Raw genomic sequence first — 17,214 nt, 5'->3', positions numbered from 1 at the left:
CGCCACGCGATTCCGCGGCGCGACGTGCTCGCCGTTGTGCGCGAGCACGCCACACCACGCCCGGCCCGGCACGGCCGGCGCGTAGCCGCCGCCCGCGGCTAGGCCGTGCGCCGGCGCTGCCGGCCCTCGTGGGACCACGCGGACGAGGGCAGCAGGCTCGGCGGGAACAGCCGCGCCCGGACCACGCGCGCCCGCGGGACGGACGCGTCGAGGGCGACACGAGCCTCCAGGACGGCCCGCCGGAGTCCTGCCGTGTCCACGCCCGCCGCACCGTCCGCGGCGAAGCGCTCCAGGTCGACCGCATCGACGATCCTCGTCAGGTGCGGGAGCACGCTCGCGGGGACGGTCCCGACGAGCCGACCGCGCACCGCTCGCGCCGTCCGCGCTGCTGCGGCGGCGTCACCCGGCGGCGCGAGCCCCGGTGCGTACCCGTGGTCGGCGACGTCGTCGAGCACCTCGCGCCAGGCCTGCAGTGCGGGCGAACGTCCCGCCTGCACCGCGGCGAGCCGTCGGCGGCGACGCACCACACGGACGACCCCGGGTGCGACGAGCACCGCCAGCAGGAGCAGCAGCCCGACCACCAGGCCGGCGGCACCGGGTGGGGTGCCTCCGCCCGTCGTGGCCGCCGCGCCCGCTCCGGTCGAGGCGGAGGGTGTCGGGGTGGGCGAGGCCTCGGCGGGAGCGGTCTCCCCCGGGGCCGGCAGCGGCGTCTCCGACGGGGCCGGAGCCGGCGTCGCCGACGACTCGGTCCCCGCCTGCGCTGCGGCGTCGGAGCTCGGGGTCGGCTCGAACGACACCCAACCGGCGCCACGGATGTACAGCTCGGGCCACGAGTGCAGCTGTCGGTTCGAGACGGTGTACTCGCCGTCCTCCGTCTGGTCGCTGCTCGCCCGGTACCCGACTGCGATGCGCGACGGGATCCCGAGCGTCCGCGCCATCACGGCCATCGACGACGCGAAGTGCACGCAGTAGCCCTGGCGCACGCGCAGGAACGTGTCGATCACGTCCATGCTGTCGCCGTCGTAGCCCTGCTCGACGGGGGCCGTCTCGGAGTAGGTGAAGAGGTCGCTGCGGAACCACTGCTCCAGGGCACGCGCCCGGGCGTAGTCGTTCGGCAGCCCGCCGGCCACCCGCTGGGCCGCCGCCCGGATGTCACGTGGCAGGTCCTCGGGCAGTGCCAGGTCGGTGCGGAGCTGCGTCTCGCTCGGCGCCGTGAACCCGCGGCCGTCGGTGCGCCCGAGGATCCCGCTCGCGGCGATCGCGTCGAGGTACTCCCCCGACCAGGTCGAGGCGCCGAAGACCTGGTAGGTCGAACCGCGCTGGGTCACGGGACCGGTCGACCGGACCGTGCTCGAGTCCCCCATCCAGCGCCACTGCGACAGGTCCAGGTTCGTCGACTGCGACTCGAGCGACACGGCGCCGCCGGGCACGGGCAGGTAGTTGCTCGACAGCCCGGTGATCCGCACGGTCAGGTCGCCGCGGCTCGCCAGACGGGGGTTGATCCCGACCGCCCACTGCTGCTGGTCCGCGGTCTCCGCGGTGCTGGCGTCGGTCACGGTCGGCACCCAGTCGCCGGTGCCGAACTCGTCGAGGTCGGCGAGCTTGAGGTACTCCGGCTGCCCGTCGGCGGTGCGGTAGCGGAACACCTCGAGCTCGTTCGGCTGGCGGAGGTCGCGGCCGAGCTCGAGCAGCGTGCCGGGACGACCGGGCTGGATCGGGGCCTGCAGCGCGCCCGTCACGCCGGACAGCCAGCTGGCGTTGATCGGGACGAGCACCGGGAGCCCCACGGCGACGACGAGCCCGATCGCGCCCACCACGGCGGCCGGGAACGCCCGTTGCACCGGTCGGACGGACAGCCAGAGGAGCCCGAGGAACGCCGCCCCCACCAGGACGACGAGCACCGGCGAGGCGGGCTCGCCCGTGACGACACCGGGGACGATGAGCACGACCAGCGCGGGCACGGCCGCGAGCGCGACGGTCGGCGCGATCGCGGCGAGGAACAGGGTCACCCCGGCGACCCAGGCGATCGCGACGGTGACGATCAAGCGGATCGCGTCGCTCTGCGGCAGCGGCGCGGGGTTGAGCCGGATCGCGGCGAGCGCCTCGCCGAGGGCTCCCTCGCGGTCGAGCCAGCCGAGGGGGTGGACGTCGTTGACGACCGCGGCGACGCACGACCCGACCACCAGCGTGGCGACGAGGGCGATGAAGCGCACGCCCGGAGCGCGACGGCGGACGGCGAGGACGACGGCGACGAGCACCGCCGTGAAGACGACGCCGGACAGCCACCAGGCGGTGCCCTGCACGAGCGGACGCATCGCGAGCGCCGCGATGAGGACCGGCAGCGGTGCCAGGGCGACGACCCACGGTCCCGGGGCGTCGTCGCGTTCGGCCGGACGCTCGGGGCGGCCGCTGCGCGTGGGCGTCCTGACGCGGTCGGCCGTCGAGGTCCCGCTCACCGGGTGCTCCCGGGCGCCTGCGCGCCCGCGACGGGCACGACCAGGGTCCGCCAGCCGGCACGGTCGAGGATGCCGCGCACCACGGGGTCGGGCGGGACGATGGTCGCGAGGATGCCGCGACTGGACCCGCTCGTCGCGGCGACGAGCTCTGCGGCCTGCTCGGCGGTGCACCGGCCGGTGACGACGGCGGTCATGCCGTGGACGTCGCGACCGTGCACGTCGGACAGGACCTCGGTGACCGGGCGGGCGTCCGAGCGGACCCGGACGTCGGCGAGTCCGACGAGCAGGTCCGTCAGGCTGCCGACGTCGCCGGTGTGCCGTCCCGCGCCCGGAGTGTCGTCGCTCACGAGCACCACGCGCGACGTCCGCGCGCTGAGGGCACGGGCGACGCTCGCGGCGACGACGACGGCGTGCTCGAACGCGGCGTCGCCACCGAGGTCGCTCAGTTCCGCGAGGTCGTCGCGGCCGAGCGCCTGGTAGGACTCTCGGCGGAGGTCGATGGCGATGACGGCCTCCGGCGGCTGCGCCTGCGTGGTCTGGCGGACGTGGAGTTCGCCGCGTCGGGCGCTCTGTGCCCAGTGCACGCGGCGGATCGGGTCGCCCTGCCGGTACGGCCGGAGCTCGCTGTCGTCGGCGGAACCGCCCTGACCCACACGGCCCTCGTCCGCCGAGACGGCACCCGCGAGCGCTCCGGTGTCGATGGCACCGAGGGTGGTGGATGCGGGGACGATCACGACCTCCTCGGCGGGGACGACCGGCCGGTCGATGCGCAGCAGGCCGAAGGGGTCCTCGACGCGGATGGTCACGGGGCCGACCAGCGTGCGGCCCCGGTGCATCGCGAGGGCCTCGACGTCGAGCACCGCCGGGGGCTCGTTCGGGCCGACCAGGGCGTAGGTCTGCGCGTCGGACACGCTCGCGAGGGCGTCCTCGAGCTGTTCCCGCACCAGCAGGGTCGTCCGCGGCCCGATCGGCAGCGACGTCCCCCGCAGGGTGATCCGCTCGCGGTGGACCTCACCGACCTGCACGACCGAGCGGGCGGTCGACCGGGTCGCACGCAGCGGCGCCGCGACGACGAGTGCCATGACGATCCCGAGCACGAGCAGCACGAGCAGCAGGAGCCCGGCGGAGACGGCGATGCTCGTCGTGGCGACGAGACCACCGCCGACGAGGGCGATCCCCGACCCGAGCACCGTCCACCCCCTGGCCGTCGGCCGCGGGAACGGGGTCCGGCGGAGCATGGCTGCGCCGCGTCGCCCGGTGCGGAGCACCCACGACCGCACCGCGCCCGCACGCAGCGCGGACGTCGAGGGCCCGCTGCCGTCGGGCATCAGGAGCGGACGGCGGCCGAGGCGAACGGCACGGCGGTGTCGGACACGATCCGGACGACCACGTCGCGCGCGGTGTCCTCGGCGGCCCCGCCGAGCCCGCGGGCGACCGGGACGAGACGGTGGGACAGGATCACCGGTGCGAGGTGGGCGACGTCGTCGGGGGTGACGAACGGGCGACCGAGCAGCGCGGCGTGGGCACGAGCGGCCTGCGCCAGGTGCAGGGTGGCGCGAGGGCTCGCGCCCAGCACGAGGTCCGGGTGCGTGCGGGTGGCACGGACGATCGCGACGATGTAGGCCTCGACGTCGTGGGCAAGGTGCACCCCGCGCACGGCGTGCACGATCGCCCGCAGCGTCTGCACGTCGACGATCGGTCGGAGCGCGGACAGCGGGTCGCGGGTCCCGCGCGCCGCGAGCATCTGGCGCTCGGCGTCCGCGCTGGGGTACCCCATCGCGATGCGGGCCATGAACCGGTCGCGCTGGGCCTCGGGCAGCGGGTACGTGCCCTCCATGTCGATCGGGTTCTGGGTCGCGACGATCATGAACGGCGACTCCAGCGGCCGGGTCACGCCGTCGACGGTCACCTGCGCCTCGGCCATCGCCTCGAGCAGGGCCGACTGGGTCTTCGGGCTCGTGCGGTTGATCTCGTCACCGATGACGACGTTCGCGAACACCGGACCCGGCGAGAACCGGAACGTAGCCGACGACTGGTCGTAGATGTTCACACCGGTGACGTCGGACGGCAGCATGTCCGAGGTGAACTGGATGCGGTTCACCGTCCCGCCGACCGAGGCACCGAGCGCCTTCGCGAGCACGGTCTTGCCGACGCCGGGGACGTCCTCGACGAGCAGGTGCCCCTCGGCGAGCATCACGGTGAAGGCCGTGCGGATGGCGTCGACCTTGCCGTCCACCACGGTGGAGACGGCTGCGACGACGTCGTCGCCCACCGCTCGCACGTGCTCGATCGGGAAGGCTTGGTCGGTCTGGTCCGGCACGCAGGCCTCCTCGTCTCGGGACAGGTGTCGTGCATGCTACAACGGCGCGGTGACAGGCACCGGAGGATGCGTCACCGATCATCCGGAAGGCACACACGGGCCGTGCCCCGCGACGGACGGGAGGCGCGGTGCGGGGCCGCCACGCGCCTCCCGACCGCCTCCTGGTCACGGTCCGGTCGGTGCGGGCGTCAGCGCGGCAGGGCTTCGGTCGTCAGCGACCAGAGCGCGACGCCGTGCAGCCCGAGTCGCTGCGCCAGCGCGACGCGTGCCCGGTAGGAGCGGGCGTCCGACCAGTGCAGCTCGTGTCCGTCGCCGAGGGTCGCCGACCACTCCCCCGTGCGGTCCGACCAGCGTGCGGCACCGCCGGCCAGCGCACGGGCCCGTGCCGGCGACACCTGCCCGGCGTCCGGTCCACCCCAGCGGTACCCGTACCCGGCGACGCCGAGGTCGGTGCGGTCGGCCGGCAGTCCCTCGTGCTCGGCCACCTCGACGACGCGCTGCGCCCACGGCAGGGCGCCGATCGTGCCCGGTCCGCTCCACGCGCCGTGCTGGTCGTAGGTCATCAGCACGAAGCGGTCGACGTGCTCCGCCAGACGACGGAGGTCGTACCCGGTGTCCCGGAAGCCCGCGGCCGAGGTGGACGCCATCACGGCCATCGACACCGGAGCGTCGGCACCGAGCTCGTCGTGCACCGCGTCCTCGAGCGCGGCCGCGAAGGCGACGAGTCCCGCGCGGTCGCGGTCGCGCAGTGATTCGAGGTCGATCTGCACGCCCGTGCAGTGGTGGTCGTGCGCCAGGGCCGCCAGATCCCGAGCCACCCGTGCGCGGGCGACCGGGTCGGCCAGCAGCGCCGAGGCGGTCTCCGGCGAGAAGTCACCGAGCGTCTCGGAGTAGTTGCTGACGAGGAGCTCCGGTCGCGCGCCCCGGCGGGCCGCGGCGAGGGCCAGACGGTCGACGCCGTCGGGCAACGGCGCGAGGCCCGTGCCGTCCGCGGAGAGCGTGACACCGTCGATGCCGATCGTGTCCGCCCGCTCGGTGGCGGCTCGTACCCGGGCGACCGCCGTCGGGGCTCCCGGCTCGACGTACGCCTCGACGGCGACGCCGCGGGCAGCGGACGCGTCGGCGCAGCCGGCGACCGTGGTGACGATCACGACGAGCGCGACGGCGAGGGCGGATGAGCGGAGCACGGGGCAACGGTAGTGGGCGGGGCCAGGGCACCCGTGCCGGGCCGGCCCGTGCCTCCCGACCGTCGAGCACGGCCGCACCGTCGTGTTCCCGCGCGCACCCTGCCGGAACGACGAAACCCCCGCCGGTGGCAGGGTTTGGTCGACTGCGGAGACGGAGGGATTTGAACCCTCGGTCCCCTCAAAGGGGACTCCACCTTAGCAGGGTGGTGCACTCGGCCGGACTATGCGACGTCTCCGTGCGCTCTCACGAGCGCGAGACCCACCATACAGGAGGACGAGCCTCCTCTCGACCTCCCGCCACGACACGATCATCTCGGGTCGGTCACCGGGTCCCCTGAAGTGGGGACAGGTGGGGCTTGTCCGCTCGTACCCCGACGCCTAGCATCGTCGGGACGCGGACATCACGTTCCGGGGGCATCACCTCCCCCGTCGCCGCGACACAGCACCAGACGTCGTCCCCCCTTCTGCCGAGCCCGACGCACCCGACCGCGGCGGCCCGGACGGGGACGACCAGGGGGCGCGGACCCGGTCCGCGCCCCCGCTCTGGGTGCTCTCCGGTGGGCGCTGCCCCACCGTGCCTCACGCGGCGGAGCGGAACCGGTCGGGCAACGCGATGAGGTCCTCCGCCAACCCCACGAGCGCTGCGGCGCACTCGTCGAGCTGTCCACGCTCCGCCGCAGCAGCCGCCCGTTCGACCTGCTGCACACGAGCACGCCGCCCGACGACGGCGTCGATGCCGTTCGCCACGGCGACGTCGTCCGTGAAGAAGGTGTCGAGCACGGCCCGCTGCGCCGTGAGCCAGTCGGCACTGACGATCGCACCACGCCGACGGAGGTACCAGGCACCGAGCTCGACGAGCGCCCCGGCCTCGGTCAGGCAGGACCTGAACGCGAGCGCGTCGAACTGCTCGTCCACCCCCTGGCAGCCGGGAGCGGGATCGGCGATCATCGCCCGGGCCACCCGGAGTCGCTCGACCATCTGGCCGACGGACCAGTGGGCGACGACGACGCCGACGTACCGCTGCACGCTGACGAGCCGCAGCGACTCGAGCGGGACGAGGGCTTCGCGGACGGGTGTGCGCGAGACCTGCATGTCCCGGGCGATGTCGTCGAGCCGGAGCCGTTGCCCCCGCCGGTAGACCCCGCGCAGGACGTTCTCGAGCAGCTTGAGGAAGACGGCGTCACGCAGCAGGCTGCGGCGGATGCCGTTCGGGTCGGGGACCCGGTCGTTCCCCGAGGACGATGAGCGATCCATCGCCCCAGGGTCACGCACGACGACCACCCGGTGCTCCGGGAGCGGGCGACCAGGGGAACGATCCGGTCGGGGTCGGGATGTGGAGGAGTGCCATGCCGAGACCCTCCCAGCGGGAGGGCCTCGGCGCTAAACATCACGTATACGAAATCCTACTTCTTGGACGCGTCGGTGAGGACGGACAAGGGTTGGGTGATGTCCTCCAGCCCCTTGCGCGCCGCATCAACTCCGAACACCAAGGCCACGATCCCGCCGGCGATCATCACCGCCGACCCGAGCAGGTACCCCCAGAAGAGCGGTTCACGTGAGGACCCGTCCCCGATGAACGCACCGTAGATCGCCGGGGCGACCGCACCGAAGATCTGCGCGAGGGCGAAGAAGTACGAGATCGCCTGCGACCGCAGCTCGAGCGGGAAGATCTCGCTCACGGTCAGGTAGGCGCTCGAGGCACCGGCCGAGGCGAAGAAGAACGAGACGCACCAGAACACGACCTGCACGGTGGCGCTGATGGCGTCGGCTCGGAACAGGAACGCCGAGGTGGCAAGCACCAGACCCGACACCAGGTAGGTCAGGAAGATCATCTGCCGACGACCCCAGGTGTCGAAGAACCGGCCGAGCACGATCGGGCCCAGCAGGTTGCCGATCGCGAACGGGAAGAAGTACACGGCCGTCTCGGCGGTCTTCAGCCCGAAGAAGTTCGTGAGCACCAGGGCGTAGGTGAAGAAGATCGCGTTGTAGAGGAACGCCTGGGTGATCATCATGGTCGCGCCCACCAGGGTGCGGGTCGGGTACTGCTTGAGCAGCACCTTGGCGATCGTCAGGAACCCCACCTTGTCCAGCGGCGTGACGGTCATGGCCTTCGACTCGTCGACGTCCGGCAGCCGGTGTCCGGTGGACTTCTCGACGGAGGCCTCGATCTCGGAGACCGTGCGCTCGGCCTCCTCCTCGCGTCCGTGGGTCATCAGCCACCGCGGGCTCTCCGGGATGTGCCGCCGCAGGAAGATGATCGCGATGCCGAGCACCGGGCCGAGGAAGAACCCGATGCGCCACCCGATGTTCTCGGCGAAGATCGACGTGTCGAGCAGGTAGATGTTGGCGAAGGCGCCGAGCGCCGCACCGCCCCAGTACGTGCCGTTGATGGCGATGTCGACGTGCCCGCGGTACTTCGACGGGATGAGTTCGTCGATCGCCGAGTTGATCGCCGCGTACTCACCGCCGATGCCGAGGCCCGCCACGAAGCGGAACGCCGCCAGGAACCAGAAGTCCTGGGCGAGTCCGGCGATGCCCGAACCGATGAGGTAGATCGCGAGCGTCAGGATGAAGAGCTTGCGGCGGCCGAGCCGGTCGGACATCCGTCCGAAGACCAGGGCGCCGACGACCTGCCCCACCAGGTAGATGGTGCCGAGCAGGGTGACCTGCTGCGTCGACAGGTCGAGGTCGGCCTGGAAGCCGGCGTTCGAGACGATCTGGATCTCGAGGCCGTCGAGGATCCAGGACACCCCCAGGCCAACCACCACGCTCCAGTGGAAGCGCGTCCACGGCAGTCTGTCCATCCTGGCGGGGACCAGGCTCTTGATCGTCCCGTTCGTCGTGCTGCTCACGAGAGCGGACCGTACTCCGGAGATTCCAGGCTGGTTCCCAGTACCAGCGCAGCTTTACGTCCTCACAGATGCAGGAACTCGTGCGAAGCGGACGGGAGGCGCGGGGCGGGCCCGCACCGTGCCTCCCGTCCGCGTCGGATCGCGGTGACGCGCGACGTCACGACCGCACGCGGCCGGAGCCCGCGTCGGTAGCGTGACGACGTGCCCACCCAGAACTCGATCGACCGCATCCTGACCACGCACACCGGCTCGCTCCCCCGTTCGCCCGAGCTGACCGCGCTCCTGGTGGCCCGCGACCAGGGGAAGCCGCACGACGAACAGGCACTCCGCGAGGAGATCGCCGCCGTGCTCGCGCGCACCGTCGACGCGCAGCTCGACGCGGGCCTCGACGTCGTCAACGACGGCGAGGTCCCGCGCGTCGGCTTCTCGACCTACATCCGCGATCGGCTGTCGGGGTTCGGGGGCTCCGGTCACCGCAAGCCGACGCTCGACACCGTGAAGTTCCCGGAGTACGCGGCGTTCCAGGCCCGGCAGATCGACGAGGGCGCAGAGTTCGCCCGGGTGTGGGACACCCCGCTCGCCCAGGGGCTGCTCGAGTACGACCAGGAGCGCGCCGGCATCCGCGAGGACCTCGACGGCTTCGAACGCGAGCTCGCCCGGAACGCCGCCGCCGGCCGCACCCCGGCCGGCACCTTCATCTCCGCCGCGACACCGGGCATCGTCGCCACGACCCTGCTGCTCGACGACGAGAACCCGCACTACCGCGACCACCGGGAGTACGTGTTCGCGCTGGCCGAGCAGCTCCGCGTCGAGTACGAGGAGATCGTCGCCCGCGGGCACGTCCTGCAGCTCGACGCCCCGGACCTCGCCATGGAGCGCGTCATCCACTTCGGCGACGCGTCGCTCGACGAGTTCCTGGCCGCCGTGGACCTGCACGTCGACGCGCTCAACCACGCGCTGCGGAACATCCCGAAGGAGCAGACGCGGCTGCACGTCTGCTACGGCAACTGGCAGGGCCCGCACCAGGACGACGTCCCGGTCGACGTGCTGCTCCCCCACCTGTACCGCGCCGAGGTCGGGTCCTTCAGCATCCCGTTCGGCAACCCGCGGCACGCGCACGAGTTCCCGGCCTTCCGCGACCTGCCGCTCCCCGACGACGCGGTGCTCGTGCCGGGCGTCATCGACGTCACGACCAACTACCTGGAGCACCCGCAGCTCGTGGCGAACCGGATCGTCGAGGCCGCCGAGGCCGTCGGCGACCCCACCCGCATCGTCGCCGGGACCGACTGCGGCCTGGCGACCTTCGCGAGCTACGAGTTCGTGGCCTCGGACGTCGCGTGGGCGAAGCTCCGAGCACTCGTCGAGGGTGCGGAGATCGCGTCGCGCCGCCTGTTCGGCTGACGCTCCCGCCGCGCTGCTCCCGCACGACGCAACGTCGGCGGGTCCTCGCAGCGGTACAGCGCTGCGAGGTGTCGCCGAGGTTGCGTCTTCCGGAGCCGAGCGCCTCCCGTCCGCATGTCGGTGCGCGGGCGTAGCGTGCGGACCGTGACCCGACCTGACATCCACACGGTCGGCGAGCTCCGCGCTGCTGGGCACGTCCAGAAGTCGGTCCGCGCCGAGATCCGCGACAACCTCCTCCAGGCCCTGCGCGAGGGCCGCGACCCCTGGCCCGGCCTGCACGGGTTCGAGACGACCGTCATCCCCCAGCTCGAGCGTGCGCTCATCGCCGGACACGACGTCGTGCTGCTCGGCGAGCGCGGGCAGGGCAAGACCCGCCTGCTCCGCACGCTGCAGGGGCTGCTCGACGAGTGGACCCCGGTGATCACCGGGTCCGAGCTCGGCGAGCACCCGTTCGAGCCGATCACCACCGCGAGCACCCGCCGCGTCGAGGAGCTCGGCGACGCCCTGCCGATCTCGTGGGTGCACCGCGACGAGCGCTACGTCGAGAAGCTCGCGACCCCCGACACCAGCGTGGCGGACCTGATCGGTGACGTCGACCCGATGAAGGTGGCCGAGGGCCGCAGTCTCGGCGACCCCGAGACCATCCACTTCGGGCTGATCCCCCGCGGGCACCGCGGCATCGTCGCGATCAACGAGCTCCCCGACCTCGCGGAGCGCATCCAGGTCGCGATGCTCAACGTGATGGAGGAGCGCGACGTGCAGATCCGCGGCTACGTGCTGCGCCTGCCCCTCGACGTGCTCGTCGTCGCCAGCGCCAACCCCGAGGACTACACGAACCGCGGCCGCATCATCACGCCGCTGAAGGACCGCTTCGGCGCCGAGATCCGGACGCACTACCCCATCGAGCTCGCCGACGAGGTCGCCGTCATCCGGCAGGAGGCCCAGCTCACCGCCGAGGTCCCCGACGCCCTGGTCGAGATCCTCGCCCGGTTCACCCGCGCCCTGCGCCAGTCCAGCGCCGTCGACCAGCGGAGCGGCGTCAGCGCCCGCTTCGCCATCGCCGGCGCCGAGACGATCTCCGCCGCCGCCGTGCACCGCGCCGCGCGGCAGGGCGAGGAGCACCCGGTCGCGCGGCCGATCGACCTCGAGACCGCGGTCGACGTCCTCGGCGGCAAGATCGAGTTCGAGAACGGGGAGGAGGACCGCGCCGACGAGGTCCTCGAGCACCTGCTCCGCACCGCCACCGCCGAGACCGTCCGCTCGCGGTTCCGCGGGATCGACTTCGGCGTCCTCGTCGAGGCACTCGACGGCGGCACGATGGTGACGACGGGCGAGCAGGTCAGCGCCCGGGCCTTCCTCGAAGGGCTCCCGTCGATCGGCGAGTCGGACGTCTACGACCAGGTGTGCGAGCGACTCGGGGCGACCGACGACGGCGAGCGGGCCGGCGCGATCGAGCTCGCGCTCGAGGGGCTCTTCCTCGCCCGGCGCATCAGCAAGGAGTCGGGGGGCGGCGAGGCCGTCTATGGCTAGCCGGCAGAACCGCCGCCTGACCCGCGACGCCCGCTACGGGAAGTACGAGGGCGGACCGGATCCCCTCGCTCCCCCGGTCGACCTGGCCGAGGCGCTCGACGCCATCGGCGAGGACGTCATGGGCGGCACCTCCCCCGAGCGCGCCCTCCGCGAGTTCCTCCGGCGCGGCGGCCAGACCCAGCGCGGGCTCGACGACCTCATGCGTCGGGTCGCCGAACGTCGGCGCGAGCTCACCAGCCGGAACAACCTCGACGGCACCCTGCAGCAGGTCAAGGAGCTCCTGGACCAGGCCCTGCTCGCCGAGCGCGGTGAACTCGCCCGGAACGTCGACCTCGACGACGGCGACCGCGCCCTGGCCGAGCTGCAGCTCGACAGCCTGCCGCCGTCGCCCGCGAGCGCCGTGCAGGAGCTGAACGGCTACGACTGGACGAGTCCGACGGCCCGGCAGAAGTACGACGAGATCAAGGACCTGCTCGGGCGCGAGGTGCTCGACCAGCGCTTCGCCGGCATGAAGCAGGCGCTCGAGAACGCGAGCGACGAGGACCGCGCAGCCGTGTCCGCGATGATGCGCGACCTCAACCAGCTGCTCGACGACCACCGCCGAGGCACGGACACGCAGGAGCAGTTCGACGCGTTCACGGCGCAGCACGGGCAGTACTTCCCGTCCCGCCCGCAGAACGTCGAGGAGCTGCTCGACGACCTCGCCGCACGAGCCGCGGCCGCGCAGCGGATGCGGAACTCGATGACGCAGGAGCAGCGCGACGAGCTCGACGCGCTCGCGCAGCAGGCGTTCGGCTCACCGGACCTGATGGGTCAGCTCGGGCAGCTCGACGACACCCTCCGCGCGCTCCGCCCCGGCGAGGACTGGGGCAGCTCCGAGCGGATGGACGGCGAGCAGGGCCTCGGACTCGGCGACGGGACCGGGGTCTTCCAGGACATCGCCGACCTCGACGCCCTGGCCGAGCAGCTGGCGCAGTCCGGGCCCGGGTCCGACCTCGCCGACCTCGACCTCGACGCCCTGCAGCGTCAGCTGGGCGACGAGGCCACCGTCGACGCCAGGACCCTGCAGCGGTTGGAGCAGGCCCTGCGGAACGCGGGCGCGGTGCAGCGCGGCACGGACGGACACCTCCGGCTGACCCCGAAGGCGATGCGGCAGCTCGGCAAGAGCCTGCTCAGGGACGTGGCCGAGCGGATGTCGGGGCGCCAGGGCGCGCGTGACCTCCGTCGCGCCGGGGCGTCGGGCGAGCCCTCCGGGGCGACCCGACCGTGGGCGTTCGGGGACACCGAGCCGTGGGACCTCCCCCGGTCGATCACGAACGCCCTGGTCCGGACCGCGGCGGACGGACGCACCGGACCGGGTGTCCGCCTGACGATCGACGACGTCGAGGTGCAGGAGACCGAGGCGCGGACCCAGGCGTGCGTGGCGCTCCTCGTCGACACGTCGTTCTCGATGGCGATGGAGGACCGCTGGGTCCCGATGAAGCGGACGGCCCTCGCGCTGCACACCCTCGTCAGCACGAGGTTCCGCGGCGACGACCTGCAGCTCATCGCCTTCGGGCGCGAGGCGGAGGTCATGGACGTCGAACGACTCGTCGGCCTCGACGCCCAGTGGGACAAGGGCACGAACCTGCACCACGCACTGCTGCTGGCCAACCGGCACTTCCGGAAGCACCCGACGGCGCAGCCCGTGCTCCTGGTCGTGACCGACGGCGAGCCGACGTCGCACCTCGAGCCGAACGGCCAGGTGTGGTTCGGCTACCCGCCCGATCCCGTGACGATCGCACTGACGGTCCGCGAACTCGAGAACGCCGGCCGGCTCGGGGCGCAGACGACGTTCTTCCGACTCGGTGACGACCCCGGGCTGGCGCGGTTCATCGATGCCATGGCCCGACGGGTGGACGGCTCGGTCGTCGCGCCCGAGAACGACGACCTCGGTGTCGCCGTGGTCGGGTCGTACCTCGGTTCCCGTCGCGGAGGCGCGTCCCTGTTCGGCGACGACCGGGCGGGCTGACCGGGCCAGCCGACAGACGGGAGGCTCCCCACCGGGCACGGCCCGGCAGCCGCTGGCGCGTCTGCCGGGAACCGGCCGGCGTGGGCCCCGGTGCCGGCGGGCGCCGCGCCTCCCGTCCTTCAGAAGAGGGGCCAGGGGACGGCGGGTCCGTGTCCGGGCGGCGGCGGGAACATCCCGACCGCGCGCAGCGCGGCGCACCGGGCCCGCAGGTTGTCGATCTCCCCGCGGGTCAGGTGCTCGGCGAGCGCGACACCGAGGTCGCCGCGGAGCGCCTCGGACACCCGGTCGAGCCCCTCGAGCTCGTCGGGGTCGAGCGGCTCCCCGATCCAGCCCCACAGGACCGTGCGGAGCTTGTGGTCCACGTGGAAGGTCAGCCCGTGGTCGACGCCGTAACGGTGCCCGTCCGGCATGGCGAGCACGTGCCCGCCCTTGCGGTCGGCGTTGTTCACCACCACGTCGAACACCGCCATCCGGCGGAGCGCCGCGGTGTCCTCGTGCACGAGCGTGACGGGCTGGTCGTGCTCGTCGATGGCCTCGAGCACGGGCAACCACGGGGTGCCCTCGGCGTCGGCATCGTCGGTCGGCACCAGGTCGACGGGGTCCTGCTCCGGGTCGACGTCCTGCCAGCGCTGGACCATGCCGGGGCCGAACGGGCCGTCGCCGAGCCAGGTGGGCGGCACGATGCCCCAGCCGAAGGCCTCGGAGACCAGGTGTGCCGCGACCTCCCGACCGGCGAGCGTGCCGTCCGGGAAGTCCCACAGCGGACGCTCCCCCTCGACGGGCTTGTACACGACGGACTCGCCGTCGAGGTCGGCGAGGAAGGTGGCGTTCGACGCCTCGCGGATGCGCGCCCGGATCGTCAGCGGGCCGTCGTACCGGGGTGCGTCGTCGCTCATGCGTCGCCGGGGCGCCGACCGGCAGCGACGACCTCGCGCGTGCGTTCGACGAAGGCCCGGGCGCTGCCGACGGGGATCTTCACCTGGAAGACCTCGGCGGGCTCGGGCATCTCGACGACGGCCTCGACCTCGTCGCCGTCCTCGTCCGTCTCGGTGACGATCTCGAGCTCGTCCTCGATCGGGTACGCCTCGATCACCACCTGCGCCGTCGCCGGGTCGAACCCCAGGCTCAGGGCACCCGCGCGGAACTCGGGCTCCACCGGCTGGTCGAGCGGCGCGGCGTCCCGGAGTTCGGACGGTGCCGCCGGCGGGACGCTGAAGCGGTTGTCCTCGACGGTCGCGACCTCGTCGAGGAGCTCGGCGACCTTGTCCGCGAGCACCGCGGACTGCTCCTTCTCGAGCGCGACGCTGGTCACCCGCTTGCCGTCGCGTGCCTGCAGGTAGAAGGCGCGTTCACCCGGGCGGCCGACCGTCCCGACGACGAGACGTTCCGGCCAGTCGAAGCCGTGCACGATGGTGGGCATGACCCGATTGTAGGAGCGTGCGGCTCCGTCCGTTCAGGGTCGAGCGGTCCCCGGCTCACCGCTGCCGACCGCTCCGTCCGCCGAGCCGGTCCCGTCGTGTCCTGCTCCGCCGCCGACCGCGGCGTCGCCCGAGGGGGCCGGTGCCGCGGCGAGCCACGACAGGTCGCCGGAGTCGGTGTTGGTGGCGACGACCTCGGGCCGGTGTTCCCCGTAGCGGACGACCGAGACGGACGCCGGACCGACCGCGATGCGCTGGAACAGGTCGAGGTGCATGCCGAGCGCGTCGGCGAGGACGGACTTCACGATGTCGCCGTGGCTCACGGCGACCCACACCGCCGTCGGGCCGTGCTGCGCCTCGACCTCGGCGTCGATCCGGCGGATCGCGGCGACCGCACGGGACTGCATCGTCTGCATGGACTCGCCGCCGGGGAACACCACGGCGCTGGGGTTCGCCTGCACCGTGCGCCACAGTGGTTCCTTCGCGAGGTCCGCGAGTTTCCGGCCCTGCCAGTCGCCGTAGTCGGCCTCGGTGATCGCCCGTTCGACCCGCACGTCGGGGCTGCCCTGCTGGCGGGCGAGCAGGGCGCGTGCGGTCTGCCGGCAGCGCTCGAGCGGGCTCGTGACGAGCGCGACGAGCGGGATCGGCGCGATGCGCTCGGCGGCCCGGTCGGCCTGCTCGCGGCCGACGCGGTCGAGTGCCACCCCGGCGGTGCGACCCGCCAGGACCCCGGTCGCGTTCGCGGTGGTGCGTCCGTGCCGGACGAGGAGGACGGTCGCCATGCGGTCGATCCTAGGCACCAGGGCGACCAGGACGCGAAGCGGATGGTGGACAGTGGTCGGCGTGCGCCGCACCATGCACGAAGATGGTGCGGTGCTCGTCTCCATCGTCTACATGAGCCGCTCGGCCGTGCCCTTCGACGACGACGCGCTCGCCGAGCTCCTGCGCGAGTCACGGCTCCGGAACGAGGCACTCGGGGTCTCCGGTCTGCTCGTGGCGAAGGGCGGCCGGTTCATGCAGCTGCTCGAGGGCCCGTCGTGGAGCGTCGACGACCGCTTCGGCGCCATCGCGCGCGACCCTCGGCACGACGGGGTGAAGTCGCTGATCCGCGAGGACATCGAGCGCCGGCGGTTCGACGGCTGGTCGATGGCCTACCGGTCGCTCGACGAGTCCGACGTGGCGACCGAGGACGGGTTCAGCCCGTTCCTCTCCGGCACGATGGACTTCGCCCCGGAGTTCGACGGCACGAGCGCCGCATGGCTGCTCAAGTGGTTCCGCGACCGGGAGCTCACCGACCGCTGACGCGGACCTCCGCCCGTCGACGGTCCACGAGGTCAGCCTGCCGCGTGGAAGGTGTCGGCGACCACCCCGAGCAGACGTGCCCGGTGCGCCGGCGCGGCCGTCGCCTGCAGGAGCACCCGCCACATCACCGCGACCGCGGGGTCGAGGTCCGCGCGACCGCTCCGCACCTCGGCGACCAGCTGCACCCCGGTGAAGTAGGGCACGACCGAACCGCCGAGCTCCTCCGGGGTGAGGTCGGTCTCGAGCTCACCGCTGCCGATCGCGACGCAGAACACGTCCACGATGCCGCCGATCCACTGCTCGTAGGACGACGACGTCGCTCCGGAGAACTCGCCGCGTTCGAGCGAGAGGCGGATGCCGGCACGCACGATCGGGTCGGTGCGGAGCAGGTCCGCGATCTGCTTCGACGCCCCGATCAGGGCGGCCGTCGGCGACGCGGCGTCGTGGCTCACCTCCGCGAAGGTCCGCGCGTTCTGCTCGTCGATCACGCCGAGGGCGAGCGCGAGCTTCGTCGGGAAGTGGAAGTGCAGGGTGCCCTGCGCCACGTCGGCGCGGCGCGCGACGGCGGCGATCGACGTGGCGGCGAAGCCGACCCGGTCGAACTCCTCCGCCGCGGCCACCAAGATCTGCTCACGTTTCCCCACGTGACCAGTGTCTCGAACTGGGGGGGGGGGGGGGGGGGGGGGGGGGGGGGGGGGGGGGGGGGGGGGGGGGGGGGGGGGGGGGGGGGGGGGGGG

The 17,214-nt window shown here is 73.0% G+C and carries 14 protein-coding genes and 1 tRNA gene; 4 read left to right on the top strand and 11 right to left on the bottom strand.

Going from position 1 to position 17,214, the window contains the following annotated elements; translation table 11 throughout:
- Positions 1-98 precede the first annotated feature (98 nt).
- The 7 genes from PIJ49_RS12875 to PIJ49_RS12845 all read right to left on the bottom strand — a co-directional run bounded on the left by PIJ49_RS12875 (position 99) and on the right by PIJ49_RS12845 (position 8,767).
- Complete coding sequence (locus PIJ49_RS12875; RefSeq protein WP_271826766.1) at positions 99-2,456, bottom strand: transglutaminase TgpA family protein; 2,358 nt, start codon at positions 2,454-2,456, stop codon at positions 99-101.
- Entirely contained in the window at positions 2,453-3,784 is a 1,332-nt protein-coding gene (locus PIJ49_RS12870) for a DUF58 domain-containing protein (protein WP_271826765.1), read from the bottom strand. The genes PIJ49_RS12875 and PIJ49_RS12870 overlap by 4 nt, the downstream gene beginning before the upstream one ends.
- Complete coding sequence (locus tag PIJ49_RS12865) at positions 3,784-4,776, bottom strand: AAA family ATPase (protein WP_271826764.1); 993 nt, start codon at positions 4,774-4,776, stop codon at positions 3,784-3,786. Before PIJ49_RS12865 ends, PIJ49_RS12870 begins: the two co-directional genes overlap by 1 nt.
- Before the next feature lie 188 nt (positions 4,777-4,964).
- Positions 4,965-5,963: a glycosyl hydrolase family 18 protein gene (locus PIJ49_RS12860; protein WP_271826763.1), complete on the bottom strand. Its 999-nt coding sequence runs from the start codon at positions 5,961-5,963 to the stop codon at positions 4,965-4,967.
- A gap of 146 nt (positions 5,964-6,109) precedes the next feature.
- Positions 6,110-6,199: transfer RNA gene (locus PIJ49_RS12855), tRNA-Ser, on the bottom strand.
- A 343-nt stretch (positions 6,200-6,542) separates the two neighbouring features.
- Complete coding sequence (locus PIJ49_RS12850; protein WP_209685615.1) at positions 6,543-7,217, bottom strand: GntR family transcriptional regulator; 675 nt, start codon at positions 7,215-7,217, stop codon at positions 6,543-6,545.
- 149 nt (positions 7,218-7,366) lie between these two features.
- Complete coding sequence (locus tag PIJ49_RS12845) at positions 7,367-8,767, bottom strand: MFS transporter (protein WP_066658565.1); 1,401 nt, start codon at positions 8,765-8,767, stop codon at positions 7,367-7,369.
- A gap of 249 nt (positions 8,768-9,016) precedes the next feature.
- On the opposite strand from PIJ49_RS12845, the gene PIJ49_RS12840 reads away from it, so the two are divergent.
- The 3 genes from PIJ49_RS12840 (at position 9,017) to PIJ49_RS12830 (ending at position 13,757) form a co-directional block, all read left to right on the top strand.
- Entirely contained in the window at positions 9,017-10,216 is a 1,200-nt protein-coding gene (locus tag PIJ49_RS12840; RefSeq protein ID WP_271826762.1) for a cobalamin-independent methionine synthase II family protein, read from the top strand.
- 114 nt (positions 10,217-10,330) lie between these two features.
- Complete coding sequence (locus tag PIJ49_RS12835) at positions 10,331-11,746, top strand: MoxR family ATPase (protein ID WP_144411357.1); 1,416 nt, start codon at positions 10,331-10,333, stop codon at positions 11,744-11,746.
- Positions 11,739-13,757 carry a vWA domain-containing protein gene (locus PIJ49_RS12830; RefSeq protein ID WP_209685612.1) on the top strand — a complete coding sequence of 673 codons (2,019 nt, stop codon included), beginning with the start codon at positions 11,739-11,741 and terminating at the stop codon, positions 13,755-13,757. Before PIJ49_RS12835 ends, PIJ49_RS12830 begins: the two co-directional genes overlap by 8 nt.
- Positions 13,758-13,876: 119 nt before the next feature.
- Here PIJ49_RS12830 and PIJ49_RS12825 read toward each other — a convergent pair whose 3' ends face one another.
- Genes PIJ49_RS12825 through PIJ49_RS12815 form a run of 3 tightly spaced genes read right to left on the bottom strand, consistent with a single transcriptional unit; the run spans position 13,877 to position 15,957 of the window.
- On the bottom strand, positions 13,877-14,653 hold the full coding sequence (locus PIJ49_RS12825) for an Rv2133c family protein (RefSeq protein ID WP_271826761.1): 777 nt from the start codon (positions 14,651-14,653) through the stop codon (positions 13,877-13,879).
- A complete protein-coding gene (locus tag PIJ49_RS12820; protein WP_066655829.1) occupies positions 14,650-15,177 on the bottom strand; it encodes an Rv2134c family protein in 528 nt (175 codons plus the stop codon). Before PIJ49_RS12820 ends, PIJ49_RS12825 begins: the two co-directional genes overlap by 4 nt.
- A 33-nt stretch (positions 15,178-15,210) precedes the next feature.
- Positions 15,211-15,957 (bottom strand): Rv2135c family putative phosphatase, encoded by a 747-nt coding sequence (locus PIJ49_RS12815; RefSeq protein ID WP_271826760.1) that lies wholly within the window; start codon positions 15,955-15,957, stop codon positions 15,211-15,213.
- A 61-nt stretch (positions 15,958-16,018) separates the two neighbouring features.
- Between PIJ49_RS12815 and PIJ49_RS12810 the strand changes: the two genes are divergently transcribed.
- A complete protein-coding gene (locus PIJ49_RS12810) occupies positions 16,019-16,477 on the top strand; it encodes a BLUF domain-containing protein (protein WP_271826759.1) in 459 nt (152 codons plus the stop codon).
- A 32-nt stretch (positions 16,478-16,509) separates the two neighbouring features.
- Here the strand turns inward: PIJ49_RS12810 and PIJ49_RS12805 are convergent, their stop codons facing one another.
- Positions 16,510-17,121 carry a ScbR family autoregulator-binding transcription factor gene (locus PIJ49_RS12805; RefSeq protein WP_271826758.1) on the bottom strand — a complete coding sequence of 204 codons (612 nt, stop codon included), beginning with the start codon at positions 17,119-17,121 and terminating at the stop codon, positions 16,510-16,512.
- Positions 17,122-17,214 lie beyond the last annotated feature (93 nt).

It is taken from the genome of Curtobacterium uvaldense, from assembly GCF_028307415.1.
GTDB lineage: Bacteria > Actinomycetota > Actinomycetes > Actinomycetales > Microbacteriaceae > Curtobacterium.
The sequence above is the reverse complement of the archived record's forward strand: the minus strand, read 5'-3'. Positions and strand labels throughout refer to the sequence as shown.